Source organism: Saccharopolyspora kobensis (assembly GCF_900108315.1).
GTDB lineage: Bacteria > Actinomycetota > Actinomycetes > Mycobacteriales > Pseudonocardiaceae > Saccharopolyspora > Saccharopolyspora kobensis.
Genome location: NZ_FNVB01000002.1, coordinates 1388764 through 1414274 on the forward strand (window position 1 = coordinate 1388764; position 25511 = coordinate 1414274).

Consider the following 25511-nt stretch of genomic DNA (forward strand, 5'->3'; position numbering starts at 1 on the left):
CCGGCTACGACCTGCGTGGAACCGGCTTAGGTGGTTCTAACACGTCGTCGCGTCGGCGTGCAACCGGCTAAGGTGGTTCCATGCGTGCTGGGTTCCCCGACTTCCGCCTCGGTAGCGTGCTGGCGACCAGCTTCACGGCGACTCTGACGGAGCGGTGCGGCAACGCCGTGGAGCGCATCCCCACACCGCAGCGACTCGTCGACTGGCTGGCGGTGAACGACCTGGCCGTGGACTCCTGCACCGCCGCCCAGCTCGAACTCGCTCGGGAGCTGAGGGAATCGATCCACGCCGCCGCGACAGCGGCCGCGGTCCACGACGCCCTGCCCGCATCCGCGGTCCGAGTCATCAACGACCGCAGCGCTGAAGGGCGGGCCGCTGCGATCCTGACGCCCGATGGCAAGCGGCAGTGGCGGCTCAGCTCGGCGTCCCGCGTGGAAGACGCCCTCGGCGTGATCGCCGCCGATGCGATCAGCATCCTCGCAGGCGAACGCGACGGACGATTGGCCCTGTGCGCCTCACCGACCTGCCGAGCCGCCTTCTTCGACACCAGTCAGAGCCGCAGCCGCAAGTGGTGCGACATGAACACGTGCGGGAACCGCCAGAAGAAGGCGCGCTTCAACGCCAACCAGCGCAAGAGCGCGACTGCCGCGCGGTCAGGCGCCAACTGATCCGGTTCACCGGAGTCAGGAAACCGCTCTGCGGCACGCTCTTTCGCGGTGACGGCCGCCGACTGCGCCGACAGGTGATCGAACGGCGTCAGCGTCGCGGTGGCCCGCGCACGGCACATGACATGATCGGGCGATGCGAGCTCTGACGATCATCACCGGCGGTAGCCGGGGCATCGGCGCGGCCACCGCGCTGTGGCTGGCCCGGGCCGGGCACGACCTCGTGCTCTGCTACCTCGGCAACCGCGACGGCGCCGAGGAGATCGCCGAGCAGGCCACCGCACACGGCGGGCGTTGCGTCCCGGTGCAGGCCGATGTCAGCCGCGAGTCCGATGTGGAACGGCTCTTCGACGCGGCCGCCGAGCTGGGGACGGTCACCGGACTGGTCAACAACGCCGGGCTGACCGCGCACATCGCCGATCTCGCCGACACCCCGGTCGAGGCGATCCGGCGGGTCATCGACGTCAACTACCTCGGCACCGTGCTGTGCTCGAGGCGCGCCGCGCAGGTGATGTCGACCCGGCGCGGTGGTTCGGGCGGGGCGATCGTCAACGTCTCCTCCAGCGGCGCGACCCTGGGCTCCCCGCACGAGTACGTCCACTACGCGGGCGCCAAGGCCGCGGTCGACGCCTTCACCGTCGGGCTGGCCAAGGAGCTCGCCCAGGACGGGGTGCGGGTCAACGCGGTGGCGCCCGGTCTGGTGCGCACCGACATCCACGCCGGGGCCGGGGTTCCCGAGCGCATCGACACCGCCGTGCAGCGCGTGCCGGTGGGGCGCGTCGGTGAACCCGAGGAGATCGCGCCGGCCATCGGGTGGCTGCTGGGTCCGGAGGCGAGCTACACCAGCGGGGCGGTGCTGCGTGTCGCCGGCGGGCTGTGAGCGCCGAAAACCCCTTGTCGCGCGTCTTAGGCTGGTGGGCGTGGGTGAATCGCTACTGGTGAACTTCGTCTACTGCCACCCGGTGGGGCATGCCGTGGAGGCGTTGCAGTACGCCCTGGGGTACCGGCGGGCCGACCCGGACCGGCGCATCGGCGTGGTGCTCAACTCCGCGACCGCCGTGCAGCTGGCCGACTGGTGCGACGCCGTCGACGAGTTGTACACAGTGGACATCGACGTGTTCGAGCCCGGCGACGCCGGGATGCTGGCGCACGTCCCGGCCGAGTGGGACTGGGTGGTCGACGACCCGCGCGGCCACCAGAGCTGGCAGCACCAGTACTTCCCCGGCCTGCAGCGCTACTACGAGCTCTCCGCGCAGCACTTCCGCACCACGCGCGGGCACACGCAGGTCGGTGCGCCCCGGCCGTCCTACCAGCGCCGTAACCAGTTGCGGCTGGCGCTGCCGCAGGAGGCCCGCGACTGGGCCGCGCAGCTGCTGCCCGAGCACGACGGCCCCACGATCGCGGTGCTGCCCGGTGGCAGCGCCGAACGCTGGCGCTACCCGTCGCTGGCCTCCTGGCAGCGCATCCTGGACGCCTTCGCGCAGCGCTGGCCGCAGGTCCGGTTCTGCCTGACCGGCAAGCACGCCGAGGACGGGCGCACCAGCACCGGGTTCACCAGCGCGGAGTTCGAGGCCCTGGCCGAGGTGGCGCCGCAGGTGGTGTGGGCGGTCGACGTGCCGCTGGAGCGGCAGCTGGCGGCGCTGCAGCGCTGCGAGATGCTGCTCTCGCCGCACACCGGGTTCGCCTTCGCCGCGATGGCCGCGGGCACCCCGTGGCTCACCCTGGCGGGCAACGACTGGGCCGAGTACTACTTCAACCCCGGTGTGCCCTTCCACTCGGTGCTGCCCGACCTGCAGCGCTTCCCCTGCTACCTGATGCTGGGCAACACGCCCGATCCGGTCGACGACGACGGGCCCCGCGCCCCGAGCATGTCGGCCGAGCGCATCGAAACCGACCTGCCCGAGCTCCTCGACGGCGCGGCCGGACTGCTGGCGGGCCTGGACTTCGAGACCGCGATGCGCGATCACGCCGGCCGCGTGCACGCGCTCTTCGGCGGCCGCCGCGAGCTGCTGTACTCGGTGGACGGTCTGCTGGCCGACTACCTGCCGGCCGAAGAGCCGGCGTGACGGGTCAGGGCGTGCGGAAGCCGCGGAAGGTCACGTGCTTGCGGGTTTCGAAACCGAGCCCCTCGTAGAGCGCCATCGCGCCGGTGTTGGCCTCGGCCACGTGCAGGAAGGGACGGTCACCGCGGGCGTTGATGCGCGCGGTGAGCGCGCGGACCAGCCGGGCGGCGTGGCCTCGCCCGCGCGCCTGCGGTGCCGTGCACACCGCGCTGATCTCGGTCCAGCCCGCCGGCCGCAACCGCTCACCCGCCATCGCCACCAGCTCACCGTGCTCGCGGATGCCGAGATAGGTGCCCAGTTCGCGGGTCCGCGGCCAGAACGGTCCCGGTTTCGCCGCTCGGCGAGGTCGATCATCTCCGGCACGCCGTCCGCGCCCAGTTCGACCACGCCGTCACCGTCGTGGTCGGGCCGGCGTCCGGTGTAGATCATCTGGCGGCCTTCGAGCTCGAAAACCGGCTCCCAGTCAGGTGGCGGGATCGCCGGGCTGCTGAACATGTCGGCGAACTCGCCGCTGCCGAGCAACCGGGCGAGGTCGGCCCACTCCTGCGGTCCGGGATCGCCGGTGGTCGCGGAGAAGGTCGCCACCGCGGGCGGGAAGGTGAGGGCGGCGCCGAACCGGCGGGCGAGATGCGCGTGCTGACCGCGCAGCGAGCTGCGCACCGGGTCGTCGAGTGCCCTGGTGTCGCGGTTGACCATCGTGCTGCCCCTCGTGTCGTGCCGGCTGCCGCCATTCTCCTCGCCGGGCGCGCTAGAGTGACGTGAAGCCGCTCTCAGCTCCGGCCGGATCCGGCACCCGGTCTCCCCGTCGTCTCAGGCGGAATCAATCCCCTCGGTTCGTCCTCAGCACTGGTTGCACCGGGAGGGTGTCGTGGCAGAACGTTTCGTGGTCATCACGGGAGGCCCGGGAGCGGGCAAGACGACGGTGGTGGAGCGGCTGGCCGCCGCCGGGTGCGCCCACGCGCCGGAGGCGGGGCGCGCGGTTATCACCGACCAGCTGGCCATCGGCGGTCGCGGGCTGCCGTGGCAGGACCCGGAGCTGTTCGCCGAGCTGATGCTGGCCTGGGACCTGCGCTCCTACCGCCAGGCCGAGCGCACCACCGGGCCGGTGCTCTTCGACCGCGGACTGCCCGACCTCATCGGCTACCTGCGGCTGAGCGGCCTGCCCGTTCCGGCGCACGTGCACGAAGCCGCCCGCCGCTTCCGCTACCGCGCCCGAGTCCTCATCGCCCCGCCGTGGCAGCAGATCTACCGCCAGGACGACCAGCGCCGCCAGTCCTTCGCCGAAGCCGAGAGCACCTACCACCACGTGGCCGCCGCCTACACCGACTGCGGTTACGAACTCGTCCACCTCCCCCGCTCCACTGTGGAGCACCGGGTGCGGTTCGTCCGCGCCGAGCTGGCCGGCTGATCGCGCTCCGGGACCGGGTCAGGAGCGTTCCGCCGCGCCGTAGAGCTCGGTGAGCAGGCGGGTGGCGCGGTCGGCGAGAGGATGCGGGTCGTCGCGCCACCAGATCAGGCGGACCGGGATCGGTGCCGCGTCGCGCACGGGTCGGAACACCACTCCCGGCCGGGGGTACTGGGTGACGGTGCTCTCGGCGGTGATGCCGACGCAGCGGCCGGTGGCGATCACGGTCAGCCAGTCGTCGATGTCGAGGGTGTACTCCACGGCCGGGCGCTTCTCCGGCGGCCACAGGTCGGGGGTCGTGGTGCCCGAACGCCGGTCGATGACCACGGTCCGGTCGCTGATCTCGGCCAGGCGCACGAAGCGGCGCCGCGCCCACGGGTCGTCGGCGGCGATGGCGAGGTGGCGCCGTTCGAGCCCGACGATCACGCCGTCGAAGCGCCGCTGGTCGGGTTCGGAGCGCACCACGGCGATGTCGCAGGCGCCTTCGGCCAGCCCGCCGGTGGCGGAGTTGGTGCGCACCAGCTGCAGCTCGGTTTCCGGGAACAGCCGGGCCCAGCGGCGCTGGAACTGCAGGGTGTGGCGGCCCATCGCCGACCAGGCGTAGCCGATGCGCAGGTGGCTGTGCCCGGTGGTGGCTTCGCGCACCAGGTCGTCGGTTTCGGCCAGGATGCGGCGGGCGCGGGCGATCACCCGGGTGCCCGCAGCGGTGGGGGCGACTTCGCGGCTGGTGCGCCGCAGCAACCGCACCCCGAGCGCGGTCTCCAGGCCCGCCAGGGTGCGGGAGACCGCTGCCTGCGAGACGCCGAGGTCGATGGCGGCGTCGGTGAAGGTGCCCGAGTCGACGATGGCGACCAGGCACCGCAGCTGCCGCAACTCCACGTGCATGACTGGAGCGTATCGCTGCGGCCGCACATGCATTTTGCGAATGCCTCGGGAAGGCGCAGGCTCGCCGCATGCAGACCACGACAGCTCCCGCGCACGACTCGGTGAAGGCCGGTCGCGGTGCGGGTTTCGCGATGCTGCTCGGCAGCGGGTTGTCCAACCAGCTGGGTGCGGCGATCGGATCGATGGCGTTCCCGGTGATCGGCCCGGCCGGGGTGGTGGCCGTGCGGCAGTGGATCGCCGCGGTGCTGCTGCTGGGCGTCGGGCGGCCACGGCTGCGGGCGTTCACGTTGCCGCAGTGGCGGCTGGTGCTGTCGCTGGCGGCGGTGTTCGCGACGATGAACCTCTCGCTCTACGCGGCCATCGAGCGCATCGGGCTCGGGCTGGCGGTGACGCTGGAGTTCCTGGGGCCGCTGGCGGTGGCGCTGGCCGGGTCGCGGCGGCGGCTGGACCTGGGCTGCGCGGTGATCGCCGCGGCCGGGGTGGTGGTGCTGACCCGCCCGCAGCCCAGCACCGATTACCTCGGCATCGGGTTGGCGCTGCTGGCGGCGGTGTGCTGGGCCGGTTACATCCTGCTCAACCGCGCGGTGGGTCAGAAGCTGCCGGGCGCGCAGGGTTCGGCGGCGGCCGCCGGGATCTCCGGGCTGGTGTTCGTGCCGGTCGGTGTGCTGGTGCTGCTGCACAACCCGCCGACCACCGGTGCTCTGCTGTGCGCGGCGGGTGCGGGTCTGCTGGCCTCGGCGGTGCCCTTCCTGGTGGATCTGCTGGCGTTGCGGCGGATTCCGGCTGCCGCGTTCGGGGTGTTCATGAGTGTCAACCCGGTGCTGGCCGCGGGTGTCGGCGTGGTGGTGCTGGGCGAGTCGTTGCAGGTGGCGCAGTGGTTGAGCATCGCGGCGATCGTGGCCGCCAACGCCGTCAGCGTCACCTCGGGACTGCGCCGCGCACATAATTTGGAGTCGACTCCAAAAATGGAGTAGGCTTCATTCTCGTGACCGAGGGATTGCGGGAGCGCAAGAAGCGCCGGACGCGGCAGCACATCAGCGGGGTGGCCACCGCGCTGTTCGTGCAGCGGGGCTTCGACCAGGTCACCATCGCCGAGGTCGCCGCCGCGGCGGAGGTGTCGGTCAACACCGTCTACAACTACTTCCCCACCAAGGAAGATCTCGTCCTGCCGCCCGAGGAAGCCTCCCCGCAGCGGCTCGCCGACATCGTGCGGGCCCGGCGGTCCGGGCAGTCAGCGGCCGGGGCGGTGCTGGAGCAGCTGCGCGCGGAGGTGGCGCGGCGGGACCGCAAGCTCGGCATGTCGCCGGGATTCGCCCCGGTGCTGGCCATGATGCGCGCCGCGCCCACGCTGCTGGCCCGCCTGGAGGCGCTGGGCGGGCAGATGACCGAGGCGTTGGCGGAGGTGCTCGCCGAGGAAACCGGTGCCGATGCCGCAGACCCGCTGCCGCGCGTGGTGGCCCACCAGCTCGGCGGCCTGCATTCGCTGGTCTACGCCGAGCTCGGCGCGCACCTGGCCGCAGGCGCACGACCCGAAGAGCTGGCCGAGGCCGCAACGAGGCTGCTGGACGCCATCGAGCGCGCACTCAGCGACAACGTGCTCGACTACGCCACCAGAGAGGACCGGACGTGTTCCGAGTGACCATCCGCGGGAAGTTCGACGGCATCAGCGAAGCGGGTCGCGAGCAGGTGCGCGCCGCCGCCGGTGCCGCGTTCACCGAGGAGGGTGCCTTCACCCACGACGCGAGCGTCTCGGTGTTCACCTTCCGCTGCCAGGTTCCCGCCGGCGACGATGACGACGAGAAGGTGGCGACCCGCCGCGCGCTGGCCGCGCTGGAGGCCCACGGCCACCCGCACCAGGTCCTGCGCGTGGCGGTGACCGACATGCGCCAGATCAAGATCCGCCGCAAGACCCGGACTTGAGGATCACCGGTGCCGGATCAACTGCCGCGGTCGTTCCACGACACCGAGTGCCGGTGAAGACCAGGAGCGGATGGCGGTCAGGTGCCGAGGGCCTCCGGATCAACAGGCCGACGCGCGCGGGGCAGCGTGCTGAGCACGAGGCGGTATGACTCGGTCACCAGCTCCTCGACCAGCTTCTGGTCGATCGAGCCGCCGGGGGACAGTGTGATCCAGTGCCGCTTGTCCATGTGGTAACCGGCAGTGATGTCCGCATGCGCCTCGCGCAGAGTTGCCGCGTCGCTCGGATCGGCCTTGACGATCACGACCGGCTGACCGGCCACGACTTCGGCGTCCCGCACGCGGGAATGCCGCGGAACCTCGGTCATCAACATGAACCACTTCTCGTGAACCCGGCAAGCCTCCCACCCGGCCTCGAAGGAGTACAGCGTGGTCCCGGGCAGGTTCAACGCGCACCGCTGCGCCGCTTCCTGCAAGGATCTTCCCCTCATCGCCACACCCTCCTCGTCAACACGGGCATCGGCGGGCCCGGCCACGACCGCGCCGAGGTCTGCTCAGCCGGGAAGCAGGCCATCGGTTCACGCTAGCTCGGCATGCTCGACGGGTTCAGGCTCGGATGCCGCCGAGGATCGTCGTGACGAGGCTGTCCAGGAACTCCGCCGCCACGTCGAGAGGTTCCTCGACGGCGGGCTGCAGCAGGCGGGGCAGCACGACTTCGTAGCAGGCGCCGACGAGCAGCGCCGCTGCCGCCCGGGTGTCGGCTCCGGCGCGGATGCGGCCGTGCCGTTGTTCGGCGTCGAGGTAGGCGGTCAGGGTCTGGCGCAGGTCGTCGCCCTTCTTCGACCGGGGCCAGCCGTTGAACCGGGCCAGCACCTTGGGTTGGCCCAGCAGTCCGGCGAACGCGGGCAGGATCCGCTCGTGCAGGTCGAGGATGTGCCGCAGGTAGCCGGCGAGACTGGTCTCCAGCGCGCCTTCGCCGGGCCGCGGTGGCTCCGGCAGCTGCCGCTCGGCCGCTTCGATGTGCGCCAGCAGCGCGTGCGCGAGCAGTTCTTCCTTGTCGGCGAAGTAGTTGTAGAGCACTCCGTCGGCGACCTGCGCCTCCCGTGCGATGGCGCGCACGGTCAGCTTGTCGGTGCGGCGCTGGGCGATGAGCCGCTCGGCGACGCCGATCAGGTGATCGCGCAGATCGGGACTGCTGCTGTCCCGGAGCGCGGCTGCGGTGCGCGGCACCGGCTCTCCCCTCGCGGACGGGTTCTCACGTGCGGATCCGGGTGTTCTGGAAGGTCCGGAACAACCACCGCCCATCCTGCCGGACGGCGACCTTGGTCTGGATGGAGAGGTCCTCGGTGCGGCATTCCTGCGAGCCGGGTCGCAGGACGCAGTTCCCGCTGTTGATGACCACGGCCAGGTCGTCGGAGATGAATTGCACGCTGCGCTCCCGGGGAGCCGACATCCGGGTGCCGGCCATGAAGGTGTCGAAGCCCTGCTGCAGGCTCTCGGCGATGGCGGTGCGCCCGTGCAGGTGGCCGCCCATCACATCGACGAAGTCGGCGTCCTCGGTGAAGGTCGCGGCGAAGGCTGTCCCGTCCTCGCCCCACGCCAGCACCTGCTGCTGCTCGAGCTGGTCCAACGCGGCCCTGTCCTCGTCCCGGTTCATGCGAGTCACCGTCCCATCGTTGTGAACAACTGTTCATGAACGTGTGTTCACGCTATTGAGGCGGCGGCTCGCCGTCAAGCGGTCCTCAGCACTTCGCCCGCCGAACGGCGTCGGCGATCCGACCGCACTCCTCCGATCGGATCAACCGGGTGCTCTGCGGGGAGGGAAAGCCCGTGTTGGTCCACGAATGCCCGGGTCGGGTGCCTAGGGTCGGCGGACCGGCACCAGGTGGGCCCCGGCCGAGAGCCGCCGGCGCCTGGTCCCGCGCCGGAACCGACTGACGGGAGCGCTCGATGATCAACAGACGATGGCACGCAGTGGCCGCCGCGATCGCCGCCGCGGGGCTCGCCCTCAGCGCACCGGCGGCGGTCCAGGCGGCAGTGCCGGTTCCGGCGGCCAAGCCGAAGACGATGCTGCTGGTGCACGGCTACAACCCGGATCCGCCCACCAAGTGCAACGTCTCGACCTGGGACGAAGCTCTGGCCTACTACCAGGAATCAGGCGGCCGCGACCGCTCCACCATGCGCACGATCGGCTACTACGCGGGCGACGCGGAGTACTGCGACGACGTGATCGGCGACGGCAAGGCCACTCGCGAGCGCCCCATCCAGGACATCGCCAAGGACTTCGCCAACCACATCTACGAGAAGTACACCAGCAAGGGCGAGGAGGTCGACATCGTCGCGCACTCGATGGGCGGCCTGATCACCCGCGTCGCGGTGCTGGGCACGCGCGAGGGCTGGAGCGGTTTCCCGCCGAAGGTGGCGGTGGAGGACGTCGTCACGCTCGGCACCCCGCACCAGGGCCTGATCAACGGGTGCGGCAACCCCGATGCTGACCCGAACGACAAGTGCACCCGCCAGTGGAACCAGATGACCCCGAAGGACGAGGGCGGTTCCGGGTTCATCGAGAAGCTGCACGAGTCCGCACCGGGCCGCGCCGACCGCGGACTGGACGATCCGTGGGCCGCTGGGATCGACTGGAGCCTCGTGGGCTCGATCGAGGACGAGACGGTCTCGTACTACTCGGGCATCGACAAGGGCTACTTCGCGCACCAGAAGTACGGCTACGACGAGAACATCGCCGCCGGCTGCTCGGACCCGAACGTCAGCCACGGCAACCTCCGCCAGCTCAAGGGTGCGGGCGGCTTCTGCCTGCGGTACTGGCACCACGGCGCCGACGGTGGCCCTTACACCACCGAGAACGGCTGGTCCCCGCTGAAGGTCGCCTTCAAGGCCGCCACCTACAAGGGGGATGACCTCCCCCGGTGACACCCCGGTCGGTGGCGCGGAAGCCCCCGCGCCACCGACTATTTCGTCACCGTGACGAAGTCGATCAGGTGTGCCACACGGACAGATCACGAGCTGTGGTGGTCTCCGAAACCGCGTCGAAGCGCCGGATCCGGCCCTGCGCGCCGAACCGGGGCCAGCCGGGATCACCGGTGGTCGCGAAGGAGATCCACGCCCCGTGCATCTCCTTCGCCAAGTCCGCTGGCGGCTCCTCCGGACCGAGCAGGGCCTGCGGGCCGCGCAACACCGGCAGGTCGAGCAGGTCGAAGACGAACGGGAGCTCGACCGAGTGCGCCGCGCCGAGCTGACCGTCCACAGCCGACGATCGCCAGGCGAACTCGTAGACGTGCGCGCTGCCGTGGGCTTCGGCAAGCCTGCGCCCTCCTGCGGTGAACATGGCGTCGCCGAGGATCGCCGACCGCAGTTCACCGTCACCAGCGCCTGGACGCTGCGCGCGGTAGGCCGTGATCAGCGCCTCGGGGTCGCGGTGCACCCGGGCGGCGAGTTCGCGGACGTCATCAGCGGTGGAGGACGTCAGTTTGCCCTGCGGCGCGAGGTAGAGGTTGCCCTCCTCGGCGTTGGAGCCCACCAGCAGGTCCACCTCGGCCAGGTCGCTGTCGGCGGGCTGGCGCTCCAGCACCACGTCGAACGGGGTGAGGCCGACCAGCGGGTCGAACTCCCCCGCGGTCTGCAGATCCAGCCCGGTGAGCCCGGGCATGATCTCCACCAGCCGTTCGTCGGGCACGGAATCGAACCCGGCCACGTTCGGTTCGACGCCGAGCACGTATGCCGCAGCGCGTGTCACCACCGCGGCCTGCTCCGGTGAGAACGCGCCGAGGCCGTTGCCGCTCTGCACGATCGCGCGGCGGAACAGCCCTCTCGCCTCGGGTGCGGCCAGCAGTGCGGCGACCAGCGTGGCACCTGCGGACTGGCCGAACAGCGTGACGTTGCCGGGATCACCACCGAAGGCTTCGATGTTGTCGCGCACCCACCGCAGGCCGGCGATGACGTCGAGCAGGCCGCGGTTGCGCGGAGCGCCGGGCACGTCGAGGAAGCCGGTGATGCCCAGCCGGTAGTTGAGCGTCACCAGCAGCACCTCGTCGCGGGCGAAAGCGGTGCCGTCGTAGAGCGGGGAGCGGGTCGAGCCGGAGACGAATCCGCCGCCGTGCACGAACACCATCACCGGCCGGTGCCGGGCGTCTTGCGGGGCCCAGACGTTGGCGGTGAGGAACTCCTCGCCGCGAACCCATCCGGGTCCGAAGAACGGTGACATGTCCAGCGCCGCGAACCCGTCCCGGTTCGGTTGCGGCGCGGTCGGTCCCGGCCGGGTGGCGTCGCGGATCTCCGTCCAGCCCGGGTGCGGGGCCGGAGCGGCGAACCGGCCGGGCGGGCTGGCGTAGGGGATGTCGAGGAAGCGCCGCACGCCGCCACCGGTGCTGCCGCGGAGCGTTCCGGCGGTGGTGGTCACGAGTGACTCGGACACGGGTGGTTCTCCTGTCAGATCCGGTCGAACGGTGCCCAGGCCTTGACGGCGAACTTCTCGCCGTCGCGCGCCACTTCGGCCGCGCCGTGCCCGCCGAGGTGCGCGGGCACCACCAGGCTGTTGGTGTCGGCGGCCTGCTCCAGCAGCCTGCGGCGGGTGGCCCTGGCCGTGGCCGGGTCCTCGCAGAAGCAGCTGTTGGCGTCGGGTTCGACGATCTGCGCGGCGGTGTGCATCAGGTCCCCGACGAACAGCGCCCGGTCGGTGCCCGAATCCAGGCTCAGCACGGCTGATCCGGGGGTGTGCCCCGGTGCGGGGAGCAGCCGCAGGTTGCCGTCGATGACGTGCTCGTCCTCCCACAGCAGGGTTTGACCTGCCTCGTGCACCGGGGCGACGCTGTCGGCGAAGACGTTCTCGTTGCCGCCGCCCAGGGCCGGGTCGTGGCCGTCGGCGGGGTTCCAGAACTCGAAGTCCGCGCGCGGCACCAGGTAGGTCGCGTTGGGGAAGGTCGGCACCCAGTCGCCGTCCTGCAGCCGGGTGTTCCACCCGACGTGGTCGACGTGCAGGTGGGTGTTGACCACCAGGTCGACGTCCTCGGGTCGCACGCCGGCTCGGGCGAGCTCGCCGAGGAAGTCGGTGTCGAGGTGGTGCCAGACCGGTGAGTTGGGTCGTTCCTTGTGGTTGCCGACGCCGGTGTCGACCAGGATCGTCCTGCCCTCGCTGCGCAGCAGCCAGGTCTGGATGGCGCAGATGCACGCGTCGGCGGCGGGATCGACGAAGTCGGGCGCCAGCCACGACTCGTGGTCCTGCCAGCTCTGCGCGGGCAGGTCGGGGAAGAACTGGCCGGGCGACATCCCGACCGGCCCGTAGTACTCGACGATCCGGGTGATGGTGACATCGCCCAGCACGATTTCTCGCATGGCTGCTCCGAAGGCTCTCGGGGGAAGGACCCCACCAGCCTGCGCGCCACTGCCACCGGTGAACCAGCCCCGGCCGTGCGTACCACTGCCAGTGGCAGGCACGGCCGGGGCCTTTCAGCCGAGGACCGCGATCGCTTCGACTTCGACCAGGTGCTCGGGGACGTCCAGGGCTGCAGCGCCGAGCAGCGTGCCCGGCGGGACCGGGGTGATGCCCAGCTTCGCGGCGGCGCGCGACACACCGTCGAGGAACTGGGGCATCTTCTCCGGAGACCAGTCCACGACGTGCACGGTCAGCTTCGCCACGTCGTGGAAGGACGCGCCGACTCCGGCCAGGGCGGTGGCGACGTTGAGGTAGCACTGCTCGACCTGCGCGGCCAGATCGCCCTCGCCGACGGTGGCGCCGTCGGCGTCCCAGGCGACCTGCCCGGCGATGAAGACCAGCTTCGACCCCGTCGCGACCGACACCTGCTTGTAGGCGCCGACCTCCGGGAGCCCGTCGGGATCGACCAGGGTGATGGGCATACCGATCTTCCTCCGTGCTCACTGGTGATTACCCGGAAAACCGTAGGAGGACGTGCACCGCGCGGGAAGAACGCACTTTTCCGTAACCGGGGAACCCCGCGGTGACCCAGCAGGTCAGCGAGCGCGGTGCAGACGCTCGGTGCGCGAGTTCCCTCGACGTGCAGCACGGTACCGGCGGATGCCGGGCCGCGGCCCACTCCTCCCGGTGACGCTGATCTGCTGGCCTCGCCCCGATCCGGTGACCACTGCGGCCGGAACATGCTCGCCACCGCGACATCGCGCTCTCCGGGACCGTCCAGATCCACAATGGACAGTGGGTGCCGAGCGCATCGCACCGCCCGGCCGGACCAGCCCGACCAGGTGATTTTCCCGGTGAACACGGCCAGGTGGCCCGACGCGCGGACGCGCGGAGCGCGTGTGAAGTTGGGCCGCGGTTCAAGATTCGCCGGAACAGGAGGGAATCGTTCGATGCGACTCACGCCTACCACTGCTGTCCAGCTGGAGGGCGATGCCGCGACCTGCGTCGAAGACGACTTCACGGTCGAGCCCTACACCGAGAACTGCCGTCGGGTGTGCGCGCGGGGAGAGCACCTGCTGGTGGGCGTGAGCCCGGGCAACAGCTATTTCAGCGTCGACCTGCTCGCGCGGCTGTTCGCCTGGGCGCACCGGCGGTTCACCGCGGTGGACGTGGTCATCCCGGACACCGCGCTGGTGCACACGCAGCTGGCGCTGGGGCACGAGGCGAAACGAGCCCACCAGCGCAGCCGGGAGGAGTGCAACCGCGTCCACAACCGCGTGGTGCGGGCGTGGAGCCAGGCCGGGCTGGCGGCCGCTCCGCAACGGTGGCACCGGCTTTCGGACTTCACCGACCACCCCCGCTACCAGGCCCTGCTGCGCCAGGCCGAGGACGCGGTCACCCATGCGTCACCACTGCGCGAAGCGTGCCTGCAGACCAGCCGCACCGTGCTGGCGAGCCGGAAGCCCGGCGCGTCGTTCACCGACGAGCAGATCGAGAAGGGCGCCCAGTACGTCGTGGCCGAGCTGCCGTTCATCGTGGACACGCCCAGCATCTTGGGCGTGCCCTCGTCGGTGAGCTTCTACCACCGGCCCGCTGCGTTCATCCGCGAAGTGGTGTCCGCCCGGTGCGGGCTGAGCCCCGCGCCCAACCAGGGATGCGCGCTGATCAGACCGCGCGCAGTTGCCGGGAACGTGCCGCAGCCCAGACGAGCCACCACCTCGTGACCGAGGTGCCCAGCGGCGAAGGGAGCGCAATGTTCACCATCGACGACATCCCGGTGTGGCCGTTCGAGCGCTGGGACCACCAGCTCTCGCCGTGGGTGGCCCGGCTGCGCGACACCGACGAACCCGGCTACCGGGTCCGCACCCACAACGGGGACACGATCTGGCTGGTCACCCAAGCCGCCGTCGCTCGCGCCTGCCTCAGCGACCCCCGGATGAGCTTGCGCGCGGCCGGCGCCGACGACGCCCCACGTCAGGAACCGGTGCGATTCCGGCCGCCGGGCACCCGAGGCGACGCCACCCCGGTGCTGGACCATCCCGCGCTCCGACGGGTGTTCCGGCAGGCCTTGAGCCCGCACGCCGCCGCAAGCCTGCAACCTGCTGCGGCCGCTGCTGCCGAAGACCTCCTGGCCAGCATCGCCCGCACCGGTGGACCCATCGACTTCTACGCCGAGATCGCCGTGCCGCTGCCGTTCCAGATGGCCGGCCGGGCACTGCTGGGCGACCTCAGCGCGGAGCTGCGCCACCGGCTCCAGGCCGACGCCCGCATCGGGCTCACCGGTGTCGGGCACACCCGCGAGGAGATCGAAACCGCCTGGCTGGACTACCACCGGCTGCTCACCGACTGGTACGCCGACCCGGCCCACCTGACCGGTGACCACCTCATGGCCCGCATCCACCACGCCGCTCCCGAACCTCTCTCCGCGCACCACCTGGCAGAGATCGCGGGAATGCTGTGGGCCGCCGGTTACGAGAGCACCGTCGGGTTCCTCACCAACGCCTGCCTGACCCTGCTGCTGCACCCGAAGACCTGGAACGAACTGCTCGATCAGCCCGACCTGATCCCCCAGGCGATCGACGAACTGCTGCGCTACACCCCGCTGGCCACCGGCGGTGCGCCCCGGCTGGTCACCGCGGACGCGCACATCGCCGGGCTCGACCTCACCCGCGGGCAGTGCGTCGCCTTCTCCTACGAAGCCGCCAACCACGATCCCCGCGCCTACCCCGACCCCGACCGGCTCGACATCCACCGCAAGCCCGTCGACCACCTCGGATTCGGGCACGGCCCGCACCGCTGCCCCGGCCACCACCTGGCCCGCATGCAGGTCGAAACCGCGCTGCGCGCCCTGCTGCGCCACCTCCCCACCCTCCACCTCGTCGCACCCGTCGACACGCTCACCTGGCTCACCGGCCAGGTCATCCGAACACCCCACGCCCTTCCCGTGAGCTGGTAGCTGTGCGAGCGCGCAGCGGATGGAAACGAGTTGAACGCCTGTGCACACCTCTCAAGGAATCCCGGCAGTGCCACCGGGCAACGACGCGTCCCGCGCCGCCACCGTGCTCGACGGCCTGCCCGTCCCGCGCGGCAACGCATTCGGCCTGCCCACCGAGTTCGCACGCTCGCGCGACCGGCGGCCCATCTATCGCATGGTGTACCCGGACGGCCACGTGGGCTGGCTGGTGACCGGGTACTCGGCCGCACGCGCGGTGCTGACCGATCACCGCTTCAGCGCCGAGATGCACCGGTTCCGCTTTCCGGTGCCAGGACCGGGAAGCGACCCCGCGGCGCAGCAACCGGGTGCGCTGCACCCGGGCATCTTCCAGGCGATGGATCCTCCCGAGCACACGCGCTACCGCCGGCTGCTCGCGGCGAAGTTCACCACCCGCCGGATGCACCAGCTGGAGGCGAAGATCGAGCAGGTCACCGCAGAGCAGCTGGATCAGATGCAGCGGCAGGGCCCGCCCGCCGATCTCGTCAGCACCTTCGCGATGCCGATCCCGTCCCAGGTGATCCGCCACATCGTCGGTGCCCCCGATTCCGACTGGGGCGCCTTCCACCGGCACGTGGAGACGATGATCGCAACGGACGTCACCTTCGACGACGTCGCCGCCGTCATGCGGGCGGTGCCCGACTTCCTGCGGGATCTCGTGCTGCGCAAGCGCCGCGATCCCGGCGACGACGTGCTCAGCGACCTCATCGCCACGGGCGAACTCGACGACGACGAACTGGTCGGGCTCTGCTGGCTCCTGCTGGAGAACGGGTACACCACCACGGCGAACATGCTCGCGCTCGGCACGCTCGCGCTGCTCGTCAACCCGGAACAGCTCGCGGCGCTGCGCGCGGATCCTTCGCTGGCCGACAAGGCCACCGAAGAACTGCTCCGCTACATCACGATCTTCCAGTTCGGCCTGTTCCGCGCAGCCCGCGAGGACGTCGAACTGGCCGGCCACCTGATCAAGGCGGGTGATGCCGTGACCGTCCTGCAGTCCACGGCAAACCGGGATCCAGCGCACTTCACCGACCCCGACCGCCTCGATCTCACCCGGCCGGCCACCGGGCACCTCTCCTTCGGCCACGGCATCCACATCTGCCTGGGCCAGCACCTGGCCCGCGCCGAGATGCGCATCGCCCACACCGCGCTGCTGCGCCGGTTCCCCTCCCTGCACCTGGCCGCGACTCCTGACGAGCTTTCCTTCCGCACCAGCAAGGTGATCTACGGAGTGCACCGGCTCCCCGTGAGCTGGTGACCCGCCATTTCAGCCGGTGACGCAACTGATCGAGGTGTTGCGGCCTCGGTGAGGCCGGCACCCACTGCCTGGCGCTGCCTACCACTGGCAGGGGCAGGCTCGCCGCAGGCGGGCACGGCATAGTGGAGGCATGAGCGGTTCTGGGCACCTCGGCGAATTCCTGCGAGCACGGCGGGCGCGGCTGCGGCCCGAGGACGTCGGGCTGATCACCCCGCCCGGGCACCGCCGGGTCGCCGGGCTGCGCCGCGAGGAACTCGCGCAGCTGGCCGGGGTCAGCGTCTCCTACTACACGCGGCTGGAGCAGCACCAGTCGGTCAACGCCTCCGACGGTGTGCTCGACGCACTGGCCACGGCACTGCGCCTGGACGATCACGAACGCGCGCACCTGCGGGAACTGGCAGCGCAGCGCCCCCGCCGGCAGAAGCGCCCACCGGCGGAACGCGTCGACGGGTTCACCCGCGAGCTGCTGCAGTCGTTGAAGGACATGCCCGCACTGCTCGTCGGCAGGCGCACGGACGTGCTGGCCTGGACACCCCAGGGACATGCTCTGCTGGCCGGGCACATCGACCCCGCGGCACCGGAGCGCCCCGCCGAGCGACCGAACCTGGTCCGGATGCTGTTCCTGGATCCGCACACCCGCGAGCTCTACGTGGACTGGGAGCACAAGGCACGCGGCCTGGTGGCCAGCCTCCGGCTCACGGCGGGCCGCCACCCCGATGACGCGCTGCTGGCGTCGCTGGTCGGTGAGCTGTCGGTGAAGTGCCCGGAGTTCGTCGCGATGTGGGGCGATCACCGGGTCAAACCCTGCCAGGGCGACGCCTTCCGGCTGCGCCACCCGCTGGTCGGCGAACTCACCATCACCCAGCAGAGCCTCCAGATCCCCCGCGCGCCGGACCAGTCCATCGTGGTGGTCACCGCCGAGCAGGGCTCCAGCTCCGCCGACACCCTGGAGCTGCTTGCCCAGCTGACCGCGAAGAAGCCCACCGGTGCCGACGCGGCCCAGCAGACCCGCGACCGGGCGCGGAACCTGACCTCCTGACCGCGCCTACGGTGCGGCGAGCCAGCCGCGGTGCAGCGCCGGGGAGAGGTCGTGAGCGGCGGAGAGCGCGAGGTTCTCCGCGTCGTGCAGGTAACCCTCCGTGGTGGTCAACGAGGCGTGACCGAGGTCGCGCTGGACCTGGCGGGCTTCCGCGCCCCGGTTCTTGGCGTGGGTGGCGTAGGAGTGCCGGGCCGAATGCGGGTGGATCGTCTCGCGCAGCGGTTCGAGGTGCAGCGCGATGAACGCCGCCTGTTCGGTGGCCAGCAGGTCCCGCAGCCAGCGCGCCCGGGGCGGCGGGGCGTCGGCGGGCGGAGCGAAGGTGGCGCACAGCCGTCGCAGCACGGCTTGCACGTGGGAGACGTGCACCCTGGCTCCGGTGCGGGTGATGAACAGCGGTTCGCGGGACCGGGCGCCGACCTGCCCGGTGCGGGCGGGCACCGTGGCGGGCAGGCGCTCGGCGAGGTAGGCCTCGACGGCGTCGGCCACCGGTGGTGCCAGCGCCACGCGCCGGTCCTTGGCTCCTTTGCCGTGCACCCGCTGGGCGGCCGGCCCGCCGGGTTCCGGCCGGTGGTAGTCGGCGATGTCGATGCCCACCAGTTCCTCCGCGCGCACCCCGGTGCCGATGAGGATCTCGACCATCGCGCGGTCGCGTAGCCCGTGGCGGTGGCGGTCCGCGAGCAGGTAGGCGGCCAGCAGCAGCGCGCGGCAGGCTTCGAAGGACCACAGCACGGTGCTCGACGGGGTCCCGGCGGGGCGGTTGAGGTGCTGGGCGGAGCGGTCGACCAGGGCCACCGGGTTGTGCTCGGCGAGGCCTTCCCGCAGGAGGTACTTGCGGTAGAAGGCCGACACCGCTGAGAGCATCCGCGCCCGGGTGGCGTCGCGGTAGCCTGCGGCGGCCAGTTCGCCGAGCCAGCGCTCGACGTGCTCGACGCGGACCTCGGCGAAGGAGGTGAAGCCGTTGCGCAGGCACCACGGCAGCCATTCCAGGCCGGTGGGCTGGCTTCGGCGGGCGCGGCCCCGGCGCCGGGTGGGGTCCGGTGGCCGGTAGCCGGGGACCCAGTCCAGCGGGATCCCGAGATCGGTGGCGTAGGCCAGGCGGGTGTTCAGCGATGCGTAGATGCGCAGGAACTCCGCGAACCGCTCCTGGCCGCTCTTGCGCAGCTCCTCCTCCAGCGGGGCGATCGCCTTGGTCACGGGCACCTCCTCGGGCATTCGCGGCGGGTTCATGATCGGGCACCGCCGGGTCCGTCCGGCAGCGGGGGCCTGACTGCGGTTCGTGCGCCCGGTTCTGGCGGTGCTGGGCCGGGAAATCAGCCGCCGGCTGTCGCGATGAGACGTCGCAGCGCGTCGTGGGCGGGTGGCCCCCAGGTCGCCTTTCCACCGGGACGGCCGTGCACACCGGCGTCTCCGACGTGCAAGAGCATCAGTGCCTTGATCACCGCGCAGCCGCGGGCACGGCGCAGCATCGCGGCGTCCGCGGCGGGCTGGTAGGCGCGGTGGAAGTGCTCGGCGCCGCCGTCGGGCAGCAGGATCCACGCGGCGGCCAGGTCGTGGGCCGGGTCGCCGGCGCAGAGATCGCCGAAGTCGATCACCCCGCAGATGGTGCCGTCCTCGGTGAGGACGTTGGCCGGGTGCAGATCGCCGTGGAGCCACCGGGCCGGTCCTGTCCAGACCGGTGCTGCCAGGGCGTCCTCCCACACCGCGCGGACCGCGTCCGGATCGGAGATCAGGCCCAGTCCGGTGGCCGAGGCGAGTTGTTCGGCGACCCACCCGGACGCTTCGGCCAGCGGTCCGCCGCGGCCGCGGCCGGCGGGTGCGGCGTCGGGAGCGCTGCGGTGCAGTGCCGTCAGGAAAGCGGCCAGAGTTTCGGCGGCGTCCTCGGTGCGGGTGACCGGAGCCCGGTCGGCAGGCTCGCCCGGCACCCAGGTGGTGACGATCCAGGGCCGCGGGAACAGTTCGGAGGGCTCGCCCAGCCGCTGCGGAACCGGAACCGGCAGCGGCAGGTGCGGGGCGAGCGCGGGCACCCAGGTGTGCTCCTTGCGCAGCAGGACGTCGGCGGACTCCGTGGCCCAGGGCAGCCGGACCGCGAGTTCGTCACCGAGCCGCCACAGCTGGTTGTCCCAGCCGCGCGCACCGAGTTCCACCGGCAGATCGGCGAGATCGGGGTGCTGGTCGCGCAGCAGGTCGCGGATCAGCTCCGCGGTGATCTCGATCTTGGTGTGGGTCATGCGCAGAAACGTACTAGGGCCGCGATCGGCGACCGACCGCAGCCGGTGATCACCTCTTCGGCCTGTCTGCGGGGTCGGGGTGGGTGTTGTGCTCCTACCCCCGGGTCCGGGTGGGCTGCCTACGGTGGGTTCATGGACTCATGGGAGGCGAAGGCGCTGGACAGCCCGCTGGGCGTGTTCCTGCGGGCGCGGCGTCAGCAGGTGCGTCCGGAGCAGCAGGGCCTCGTGCCGGGCGGGTCTCGGCAGGTGGCGGGGCTGCGGCGTGATGAGGTCGCGATGCTGGCGGGGATCAGCACGGACTACTACGTGCGGCTGGAGCAGGGCCGGGAGCGGCATCCTTCGCGCATGGTGCTGGACGGGCTGTCGGCGGCTTTGCTGCTGGACCGCGCCTCGTCGCGGTATCTGCGTGAGCTCGCCGCGGCCGACTACGACGCCGACGTCGGTGGTGTTGTTGAGCCAAGGCGGCTGGATGCGGTGCGTCCGTTGCTCGGCTCGTTGACCGTCCCCGCGATCCTGGTGGACCGCTGGCTCAACGTTGTGGCCGCCAATGCGTTGGGTGAGATGCTTCACGAGGGGTTGGAGCATCGGGAGAACTACGCGCGGATGGTGTTCCTGTCGCCGGGGGCGCAGGAGTTCTTCGTCGATTGGTCCGAGCTGGCCCACTGCATGGTGGCGGCGTTGCGCGCCGGCGCCGGTTCCGAGTCGGGTTCGGGCCGGTTGGAGCGGCTGGTGGGTGAGCTCGCCGTGGCCAGCGAGGTGTTCAGCGCCACCTGGGCGCAGCACGAGGTGTACGAGAAGGCCGTCGACCGCAAGCGGCTCCGGCACCCGCTGGTCGGCGCGCTCGCGTTCGACCAGCACGTGCTGGAACTCCCCGACAGCGACGGTCACCGGATCTGGGCCTACCACCCCACCGACGACGCCACGGAAGAAGCGCTGGTGCGCCTCGGATCGCTTGCCACGTTGTCGGCTTCCACGTTCACCACCCGAGAGGAGAGCACATCATGACGCCTCCTCGGACCTCTCTCGGAAGACGGCACCTGGGTTCGCTGCAGGTACCGGAACAGGGCACCGCGGACGATCTCACCGAGATCGCCGGAAACCGCTACTGACACAGGAAAAGGCATGCACGTCATCACCGGAGCCAGCGGCCGCACCGGCCGCGCCGCAGCAGCGCACCTGCTGGAACAGGGCCACAACGTACGAGCAGTCGGCCGCGACCCGCGCAACCTCGCGCACCTCGCCGACCGCGGAGCTCAGATCCACCAGGCCGACCAATCCGATCCCACCGCGATGGCCAACGCCCTCCGAGAGGCCGATACCGCCTACTTGGTCATCCAGCCCAACTACATCCCCGACCACCCCGACTTCGCCGCCTTCCAAGACCAGGCGGCAGCCGCGCTCACCGACGCGCTCGCCCGATCCGGAGTGCGCCGTGTCGTGGCTTTGAGCAGCTGGGGAGCACAACACCCCAGCGGTACCGGTCCCGTCGCAGGTCTGCACCGCTTCGAGAAGCGCCTCTCGGCCGTTCCCGGAGTGGACATCACGTGGCTGCGCGCGGGCTACTACATGGAAAACCTCCTGGACCACCTCGATTCCGTGCGCACCCGCCGCCGGATCATCGCGCCGTTCGACCCCGACGTGCCGCTGCCGCTGATCACCACGACCGACGTCGGCACCGCCGCAGCCGAGGAACTGACACGGCCGCAGATCGGGACACGAATCCGAGAACTGCAAGGCGAACGAGACGTGACCATGAACGAGGTCGCACAGGCGATCGCAACAGCGATCGACGCACCCGTGACCTACGAGCGCTGCACCGTGGAGGCCTTCCACGAGCAGCTGCGCGAAGCCGGCGTGTCGGACAACGTCGCCGCGATGATGACGGAGGTCCCGCACGCTGTGAACACCGGTCACCTGCGCATGACCCAGCCACGGACCGCAGGAACGACCACCCCGACATCGCTGGAGACATTCATCAGGACCGAATTCGTGCCCGCACTCAACGCCTCCTGACCGGCCCTGCGAAAACGCTGGGGAATGTCCTTCCACCCACAGACCGGCAGGACCGGCGTCGGAGAGGCCTGACAAGGCGGATGTCTCCTGGAAGTCGTCGAGGGCGCCCATCCATGAGCGGTCGATCTGTTCCTCGTCGAGTTCGGACGGGTGGCGCAGCGGGCGCAGCCCGCTTCCGGTGCCTCACCGCTGGTGGCGGGCGCGATGCCGCCGCACGGCATCCCTGTTGGCGCACACCCGGGTGCAGTAGCGCTGCCGGCCTCCCCTGGTGAGGTCGACGAAGGCCTGCGCGCATTCCGCGAGTGCGCAGCGGCCGAGGCGGTGCATGCCGTGCTCGGTGAGGTGCTTGGCCGCGGCCACCGCGGTCACGGCGCGGATCATCGCCGCCAGCGGTACGTCGTCGTCGCGGTAGTGCAGGTGCCAGCCCGAACCGTCGTGGTCGGTGATCCGCGGGTAGGCGGCCGCTTCCGCGAGAAGCTCGTTGAGCAGGGCGACCCGTTCTTCCTCTGTCCGCGCGTCGATCACGGCGGTCCACCGCTGCGTGAAGCGCGAGACTTCCTCCAGATCGGCGTCGGACGCCCTCGCGCGGCTGCCGAGACCGAGTTCGTTCCACCGGTCGGCCAGTTCCTCCGGCCGCAGCGGCGGACGATTCACGAGGTCGGTCGCGAGCCGCAGCGCGTCCCGGTAGTAATGGTTTTCCTGCACAAGGGTATTACAACATAGTGTAGGCATGCCTAATGCGATCTTCGGTGTCCGATGAGCGCCGGCCTCGTTTCCGCGACGTCGCGGACCGGAACCGGGCGGCTCGTCCTCGCTCTCGGCGGGCTCTCGGCCGCATCTCCTTTCGCCACCGACATGTACACCCCTGGCTTCCCTCAGATCCTCGCCTCCTTCGGCACCTCGGGAACCGCGGTTCAGCTGTCCCTGACGGCCTGCCTGGTCGGGCTCGCCACCGGTCAGGTCGTTCTCGGCCCGCTCAGCGACGCGATGGGCCGGCGGCGCCTGCTGCTGATCGGTTCGATCCTGTTCACCGTGCTGTCGTCGGCCTGCGCGCTCGCGCCGTCCATCGCGGTGTTCAACGCCGCTCGACTGCTGCAGGGAGTCGCCGGCAGCGCGGGGCTGGTCATCGGCCGGGCCGTCATCAGCGACAGGTTCACCGGTGCCGGTGCAGCGCGGCAGCTCTCGGTGCTGAGCGTGATCGCCATGACCGCGCCGGTGCTGGCGCCGGTGGCCGGAGGTCTCCTCCTCGGCGTCGGTTCCTGGCGGCTGGTGTTCCTGGCGCTGGCCGCGAGCGGGCTGTTGTTGTCGGTCGCGGTCTGGGCGTGGGTTCCTGAATCCTTGCCCGTCGAACAGCGCCGGTCCGGTGGCCTGCGCGCTGCGGTCGTGGCGATGGGCGGACTGCTGCGGCGTCGCGAACTGATCGGCTACCTGCTCGTCATGGGCTGCGGCCTGGCGGCCTTGTTCGCCTACATCAGCGGTTCGCCGTTCGTCTTCCAGAGCGTCTACGGCCTGTCCTCGGCCGGGTACGGCCTCGTCTTCGCCACCAACGCCGTCGGCACGGTGGCGGCAGGTGTCCTGTTCGGACGGCTGGCCCGTCGGGTGCGGCTCAACACCCTGCTCGTCGTCGGGGTGGCCGTCATGGTGGTTTCCGTGGTGGGCCTGGCGGGCTTGCTCTCCGCCGGTGTCAGCACGTTCTCCGGTACCTGGGTCTGCCTGTTCGGCGTGACGTTCGGGTTCGGGTTGGTGCTGCCCGCGGCGACGACGATCATCCTCGCCGTGGGCGGTGCTGCCCCTGGTGCGGCTTCCGGGTTGCTCGGCGGAGCCCAGTTCGCACTCGGCGCCGTGGCCGCACCTCTGCCCGGTGTTCTGGGCAGTACCACTGCCGCGTCCATGACCGCGGTGGTGCTGATCTTCGTCCTCGTCTCCGCGCTGGCGCTGGTCGTGCTCGCCCGGCCGTGGGAGGGCCACGGCGAACCGGTCGGCCGAAGCTGAGGACGTGGCTGGGGGCCTGACGGGGCGATCAGCTCTTCTCCGGTGCGCCGATCAAGGTTCTGGGACACCACGTCATTTCGTCACGGTGACGTATGAGAAGGCTGAGTGCCATTCCCCCGCCCTGGCCCCGAGCCCAGTCAGAACGGGCACCCCTCGCGACCAAACGGCACCCAGTTCAGGGGGTGACAGCCCTGCGCTCCGGGGGCCTGCGGCCCCATCCGAGTTTATATCCATAATCCTCCTTATTTATATGACGTCGATCCATCATGACACTCGGCATGGTTTTGGATTGAAACCTCGAAGTTGATGTTAGAGTTTTGGAACTGAAACTTGGTGGCTTGAGAAAGTGCAGGTCATGGCGGTATGAGTGCCGAGGTGGATGGCTTGGAAGGCGCGGAGATCACCGATGGGCAGGGGCGGGTGACCGCTCCGGCACGCAGGGGCAGCCGGGAGCAGCGGCGGGAGGTGACGTTGCGAGCCCTGGCTGCCGGGGAGGAGGCCTTCTGCGCTTACTGCGGGCAGGTGCTGCCGCCGCTGCCGCCTCGGGGCGGCCGGCCGACCCCCTACTGCCCCGCCGATCCCGATCGCTACGGCAACTGGGGCGCCAAGACCATCACCTGCGCGATGCTCGATGAGCACCGCGAGATCTGGGTGCAGGTCTACGGCCCGGATCAGCCGATGACCCGTTTCGACGTGCACACGCTCGACGAACGTCTGACCGTGCTGCACTCCGCGCTGGACCCGGTGCGCCAGGAGGTCGCGGCCCTGCAGGCCCACACCGCCGGGGAGCTGGCCTCTGCGCTCGCCGCTCGCGAGGCGGCTGAGAGCGAACGCCAGCAGGCCGTGCAGGCCGCGCGCTCAGCTGAGGTCGCCCGTGAGCAGGCGGCTTCCTCGGCCGAGCTGGCGCGCAGCGAGGCCGAGGAAGCCCGGAAGGAACGAGCGGCCGCCGAGGAGCAGGCCCGCCGGGCGGAATCCGAGCGTGACCGAGCATTCGCCGAACGTGATGAGGCGCAGCAGGCGGCCGAGAGCGCTCGCAGTGACCGGCAGCGGGCTCTCGCGCAGCTCACCGATGCCCAGGACCGCATCACCGAGCTGCAACGAACTCTGGCCGATGAGCGTGCTGTCGGGCTCGAACGGCTCGATCAGCTGCGTCGTGAGGAGGAACAGGTTCGTCAGGAACTGCGCGCTGCCCTGACCGAGAACGGTGAGCAACGGTTGCGCGCTCAAGCCGAGGAACACGCTCTGCGGCTGCAGAACGTTCAGGACGCTGCTGATCGGCGCATCGCGAAGCTGACCGATCAGCTCGCCGAGGCCGCTCACAACTACGCAGGCAACCTGGCTCCGCTGCACGGCCAGCTCGATTCCCTGCGCAGCGAGGCCGCCCGGTGCCGCGAGGCCGAAGCGGCCGCGCGCCGGGAGCTGGCGGAGCTGAGGAACCGGATCGCCAGTGCGCTGGACAGCGCCGGGGACGACGCCGCGCTGCGAAAGCGCGTCGAGTCGGTCCTGGAGCCCGGCGATCCGGCTGCCGATCGCGCACCGGGATCGTCACAGTGACGAAACTGGGTGGTGTGGCTGGGAGCGTGATCTTGACCTGGTTGCCCGACGTTGCAGGCCGAGTCAGGCATTGTCGCGCGGAATGCGCATTCCGCGTGGAACAGCTGTCCGGAG

27 protein-coding genes are annotated in these 25511 nt (G+C 70.8%); 16 read left to right on the forward strand and 11 right to left on the reverse strand.

The window, feature by feature from the left end:
* The first annotated feature begins 80 nt into the window (after positions 1–80).
* From C4T78_RS06275 to C4T78_RS06285, 3 genes are all read left to right on the forward strand, one after another.
* Positions 81–668: a CGNR zinc finger domain-containing protein gene (locus tag C4T78_RS06275; RefSeq protein WP_093353446.1), complete on the forward strand. Its 588-nt coding sequence runs from the start codon at positions 81–83 to the stop codon at positions 666–668.
* 133 nt (positions 669–801) lie between these two features.
* Entirely contained in the window at positions 802–1545 is a 744-nt protein-coding gene (locus C4T78_RS06280) for an SDR family oxidoreductase (protein WP_093353448.1), read from the forward strand.
* A 40-nt stretch (positions 1546–1585) separates the two neighbouring features.
* Positions 1586–2731, forward strand: a complete 1146-nt coding sequence (locus C4T78_RS06285) for a glycosyltransferase family 9 protein (protein WP_177247624.1) — start codon at positions 1586–1588, stop codon at positions 2729–2731.
* Positions 2732–2735: 4 nt separating this feature from the next.
* On the opposite strand, the gene C4T78_RS37265 is transcribed toward C4T78_RS06285, so the two are convergent.
* Entirely contained in the window at positions 2736–2981 is a 246-nt protein-coding gene (locus C4T78_RS37265) for a GNAT family N-acetyltransferase (protein WP_328586469.1), read from the reverse strand.
* A gap of 615 nt (positions 2982–3596) precedes the next feature.
* Between C4T78_RS37265 and C4T78_RS06295 the strand changes: the two genes are divergently transcribed.
* The gene (locus tag C4T78_RS06295) at positions 3597–4136 is read left to right on the forward strand and encodes an AAA family ATPase (RefSeq protein WP_093353451.1); all 540 of its coding nucleotides are present in this window, start codon (positions 3597–3599) and stop codon (positions 4134–4136) included.
* An 18-nt stretch (positions 4137–4154) separates the two neighbouring features.
* On the opposite strand, the gene C4T78_RS06300 is transcribed toward C4T78_RS06295, so the two are convergent.
* Positions 4155–5018 carry a LysR family transcriptional regulator gene (locus C4T78_RS06300; protein ID WP_093353453.1) on the reverse strand — a complete coding sequence of 288 codons (864 nt, stop codon included), beginning with the start codon at positions 5016–5018 and terminating at the stop codon, positions 4155–4157.
* Positions 5019–5086: 68 nt separating this feature from the next.
* On the opposite strand from C4T78_RS06300, the gene C4T78_RS06305 reads away from it, so the two are divergent.
* The 3 genes from C4T78_RS06305 to C4T78_RS06315 are packed head-to-tail and all read left to right on the forward strand — an operon-like array spanning position 5087 to position 6938.
* A complete protein-coding gene (locus C4T78_RS06305; protein ID WP_093353456.1) occupies positions 5087–5992 on the forward strand; it encodes an EamA family transporter in 906 nt (301 codons plus the stop codon).
* 11 nt (positions 5993–6003) lie between these two features.
* Positions 6004–6657 (forward strand): TetR/AcrR family transcriptional regulator, encoded by a 654-nt coding sequence (locus C4T78_RS06310; RefSeq protein ID WP_093353459.1) that lies wholly within the window; start codon positions 6004–6006, stop codon positions 6655–6657.
* Entirely contained in the window at positions 6645–6938 is a 294-nt protein-coding gene (locus C4T78_RS06315; protein ID WP_093353461.1) for a DUF6204 family protein, read from the forward strand. Before C4T78_RS06310 ends, C4T78_RS06315 begins: the two co-directional genes overlap by 13 nt.
* Before the next feature lie 77 nt (positions 6939–7015).
* Here the strand turns inward: C4T78_RS06315 and C4T78_RS06320 are convergent, their stop codons facing one another.
* The 3 genes from C4T78_RS06320 to C4T78_RS06330 form a co-directional block, all read right to left on the reverse strand.
* Positions 7016–7426 carry an MmcQ/YjbR family DNA-binding protein gene (locus C4T78_RS06320; RefSeq protein WP_093353464.1) on the reverse strand — a complete coding sequence of 137 codons (411 nt, stop codon included), beginning with the start codon at positions 7424–7426 and terminating at the stop codon, positions 7016–7018.
* Positions 7427–7541: 115 nt separating this feature from the next.
* On the reverse strand, positions 7542–8165 hold the full coding sequence (locus C4T78_RS06325) for a TetR/AcrR family transcriptional regulator (RefSeq protein WP_235863575.1): 624 nt from the start codon (positions 8163–8165) through the stop codon (positions 7542–7544).
* A gap of 25 nt (positions 8166–8190) precedes the next feature.
* Positions 8191–8592, reverse strand: a complete 402-nt coding sequence (locus C4T78_RS06330; protein WP_093353470.1) for an SgcJ/EcaC family oxidoreductase — start codon at positions 8590–8592, stop codon at positions 8191–8193.
* A gap of 293 nt (positions 8593–8885) precedes the next feature.
* On the opposite strand from C4T78_RS06330, the gene C4T78_RS06335 reads away from it, so the two are divergent.
* Positions 8886–9863, forward strand: a complete 978-nt coding sequence (locus tag C4T78_RS06335; protein WP_107916136.1) for an esterase/lipase family protein — start codon at positions 8886–8888, stop codon at positions 9861–9863.
* A 64-nt stretch (positions 9864–9927) separates the two neighbouring features.
* Here the strand turns inward: C4T78_RS06335 and C4T78_RS06340 are convergent, their stop codons facing one another.
* The 3 genes from C4T78_RS06340 to C4T78_RS06350 form a co-directional block, all read right to left on the reverse strand.
* Positions 9928–11364, reverse strand: coding sequence for a carboxylesterase/lipase family protein (locus tag C4T78_RS06340; protein ID WP_093353475.1), 1437 nt, complete (start codon positions 11362–11364; stop codon positions 9928–9930).
* Between the two features lie 14 nt (positions 11365–11378).
* Positions 11379–12281, reverse strand: a complete 903-nt coding sequence (locus C4T78_RS06345) for an MBL fold metallo-hydrolase (RefSeq protein WP_093353477.1) — start codon at positions 12279–12281, stop codon at positions 11379–11381.
* Between the two features lie 114 nt (positions 12282–12395).
* The gene (locus C4T78_RS06350) at positions 12396–12803 is read right to left on the reverse strand and encodes a RidA family protein (protein WP_093353479.1); all 408 of its coding nucleotides are present in this window, start codon (positions 12801–12803) and stop codon (positions 12396–12398) included.
* Between the two features lie 468 nt (positions 12804–13271).
* Between C4T78_RS06350 and C4T78_RS06355 the strand changes: the two genes are divergently transcribed.
* The 4 genes from C4T78_RS06355 to C4T78_RS06370 all read left to right on the forward strand — a co-directional run bounded on the left by C4T78_RS06355 (position 13272) and on the right by C4T78_RS06370 (position 17610).
* Positions 13272–14045: a tRNA-dependent cyclodipeptide synthase gene (locus tag C4T78_RS06355; protein ID WP_177247625.1), complete on the forward strand. Its 774-nt coding sequence runs from the start codon at positions 13272–13274 to the stop codon at positions 14043–14045.
* Between the two features lie 29 nt (positions 14046–14074).
* Positions 14075–15277 carry a cytochrome P450 gene (locus C4T78_RS06360; protein WP_177247626.1) on the forward strand — a complete coding sequence of 401 codons (1203 nt, stop codon included), beginning with the start codon at positions 14075–14077 and terminating at the stop codon, positions 15275–15277.
* Between the two features lie 67 nt (positions 15278–15344).
* Positions 15345–16571 carry a cytochrome P450 gene (locus C4T78_RS06365; RefSeq protein ID WP_093353485.1) on the forward strand — a complete coding sequence of 409 codons (1227 nt, stop codon included), beginning with the start codon at positions 15345–15347 and terminating at the stop codon, positions 16569–16571.
* 130 nt (positions 16572–16701) lie between these two features.
* Positions 16702–17610, forward strand: coding sequence for a helix-turn-helix transcriptional regulator (locus C4T78_RS06370; RefSeq protein ID WP_093353488.1), 909 nt, complete (start codon positions 16702–16704; stop codon positions 17608–17610).
* A gap of 6 nt (positions 17611–17616) precedes the next feature.
* Here C4T78_RS06370 and C4T78_RS06375 read toward each other — a convergent pair whose 3' ends face one another.
* A complete protein-coding gene (locus C4T78_RS06375; RefSeq protein WP_093353489.1) occupies positions 17617–18804 on the reverse strand; it encodes a tyrosine-type recombinase/integrase in 1188 nt (395 codons plus the stop codon).
* Between the two features lie 116 nt (positions 18805–18920).
* Complete coding sequence (locus tag C4T78_RS06380; RefSeq protein WP_093353491.1) at positions 18921–19838, reverse strand: aminoglycoside phosphotransferase family protein; 918 nt, start codon at positions 19836–19838, stop codon at positions 18921–18923.
* 174 nt (positions 19839–20012) lie between these two features.
* On the opposite strand from C4T78_RS06380, the gene C4T78_RS06385 reads away from it, so the two are divergent.
* Together C4T78_RS06385 and C4T78_RS06390 are read left to right on the forward strand one after the other, a co-directional pair.
* Positions 20013–20843, forward strand: a complete 831-nt coding sequence (locus tag C4T78_RS06385) for a helix-turn-helix domain-containing protein (RefSeq protein ID WP_177247627.1) — start codon at positions 20013–20015, stop codon at positions 20841–20843.
* 117 nt (positions 20844–20960) lie between these two features.
* A complete protein-coding gene (locus C4T78_RS06390; RefSeq protein WP_093353496.1) occupies positions 20961–21851 on the forward strand; it encodes an NmrA family NAD(P)-binding protein in 891 nt (296 codons plus the stop codon).
* A gap of 183 nt (positions 21852–22034) precedes the next feature.
* Here C4T78_RS06390 and C4T78_RS06395 read toward each other — a convergent pair whose 3' ends face one another.
* Positions 22035–22556: a CGNR zinc finger domain-containing protein gene (locus C4T78_RS06395; protein WP_235863576.1), complete on the reverse strand. Its 522-nt coding sequence runs from the start codon at positions 22554–22556 to the stop codon at positions 22035–22037.
* A 51-nt stretch (positions 22557–22607) separates the two neighbouring features.
* Between C4T78_RS06395 and C4T78_RS06400 the strand changes: the two genes are divergently transcribed.
* Together C4T78_RS06400 and C4T78_RS06405 are read left to right on the forward strand one after the other, a co-directional pair.
* A complete protein-coding gene (locus C4T78_RS06400; protein WP_093353497.1) occupies positions 22608–23843 on the forward strand; it encodes a multidrug effflux MFS transporter in 1236 nt (411 codons plus the stop codon).
* Positions 23844–24365: 522 nt separating this feature from the next.
* A complete protein-coding gene (locus C4T78_RS06405; RefSeq protein ID WP_235863577.1) occupies positions 24366–25397 on the forward strand; it encodes a coiled-coil domain-containing protein in 1032 nt (343 codons plus the stop codon).
* Positions 25398–25511 lie beyond the last annotated feature (114 nt).

What these genes read in the sequence shown, in the direction of transcription:
- C4T78_RS06380 (WP_093353491.1), bottom strand. Translation starts at nt 19,838, where the DNA reads ATGACCCACACCAAGATCGAGATCACCGCGGAGCTGATCCGCGACCTG.
- C4T78_RS37265 (WP_328586469.1), bottom strand. Translation starts at nt 2,981, where the DNA reads ATGGCGGGTGAGCGGTTGCGGCCGGCGGGCTGGACCGAGATCAGCGCG.
- C4T78_RS06275 (WP_093353446.1), top strand. Translation starts at nt 81, where the DNA reads ATGCGTGCTGGGTTCCCCGACTTCCGCCTCGGTAGCGTGCTGGCGACC.
- C4T78_RS06355 (WP_177247625.1), top strand. Translation starts at nt 13,272, where the DNA reads ATGCGACTCACGCCTACCACTGCTGTCCAGCTGGAGGGCGATGCCGCG.
- C4T78_RS06390 (WP_093353496.1), top strand. Translation starts at nt 20,961, where the DNA reads ATGCACGTCATCACCGGAGCCAGCGGCCGCACCGGCCGCGCCGCAGCA.
- C4T78_RS06300 (WP_093353453.1), bottom strand. Translation starts at nt 5,018, where the DNA reads ATGCACGTGGAGTTGCGGCAGCTGCGGTGCCTGGTCGCCATCGTCGAC.
- C4T78_RS06305 (WP_093353456.1), top strand. Translation starts at nt 5,087, where the DNA reads ATGCAGACCACGACAGCTCCCGCGCACGACTCGGTGAAGGCCGGTCGC.
- C4T78_RS06350 (WP_093353479.1), bottom strand. Translation starts at nt 12,803, where the DNA reads ATGCCCATCACCCTGGTCGATCCCGACGGGCTCCCGGAGGTCGGCGCC.
- C4T78_RS06335 (WP_107916136.1), top strand. Translation starts at nt 8,886, where the DNA reads ATGATCAACAGACGATGGCACGCAGTGGCCGCCGCGATCGCCGCCGCG.
- C4T78_RS06330 (WP_093353470.1), bottom strand. Translation starts at nt 8,592, where the DNA reads ATGAACCGGGACGAGGACAGGGCCGCGTTGGACCAGCTCGAGCAGCAG.
- C4T78_RS06370 (WP_093353488.1), top strand. Translation starts at nt 16,702, where the DNA reads ATGAGCGGTTCTGGGCACCTCGGCGAATTCCTGCGAGCACGGCGGGCG.
- C4T78_RS06280 (WP_093353448.1), top strand. Translation starts at nt 802, where the DNA reads ATGCGAGCTCTGACGATCATCACCGGCGGTAGCCGGGGCATCGGCGCG.
- C4T78_RS06400 (WP_093353497.1), top strand. Translation starts at nt 22,608, where the DNA reads ATGAGCGCCGGCCTCGTTTCCGCGACGTCGCGGACCGGAACCGGGCGG.
- C4T78_RS06345 (WP_093353477.1), bottom strand. Translation starts at nt 12,281, where the DNA reads ATGCGAGAAATCGTGCTGGGCGATGTCACCATCACCCGGATCGTCGAG.
- C4T78_RS06360 (WP_177247626.1), top strand. Translation starts at nt 14,075, where the DNA reads ATGTTCACCATCGACGACATCCCGGTGTGGCCGTTCGAGCGCTGGGAC.
- C4T78_RS06320 (WP_093353464.1), bottom strand. Translation starts at nt 7,426, where the DNA reads ATGAGGGGAAGATCCTTGCAGGAAGCGGCGCAGCGGTGCGCGTTGAAC.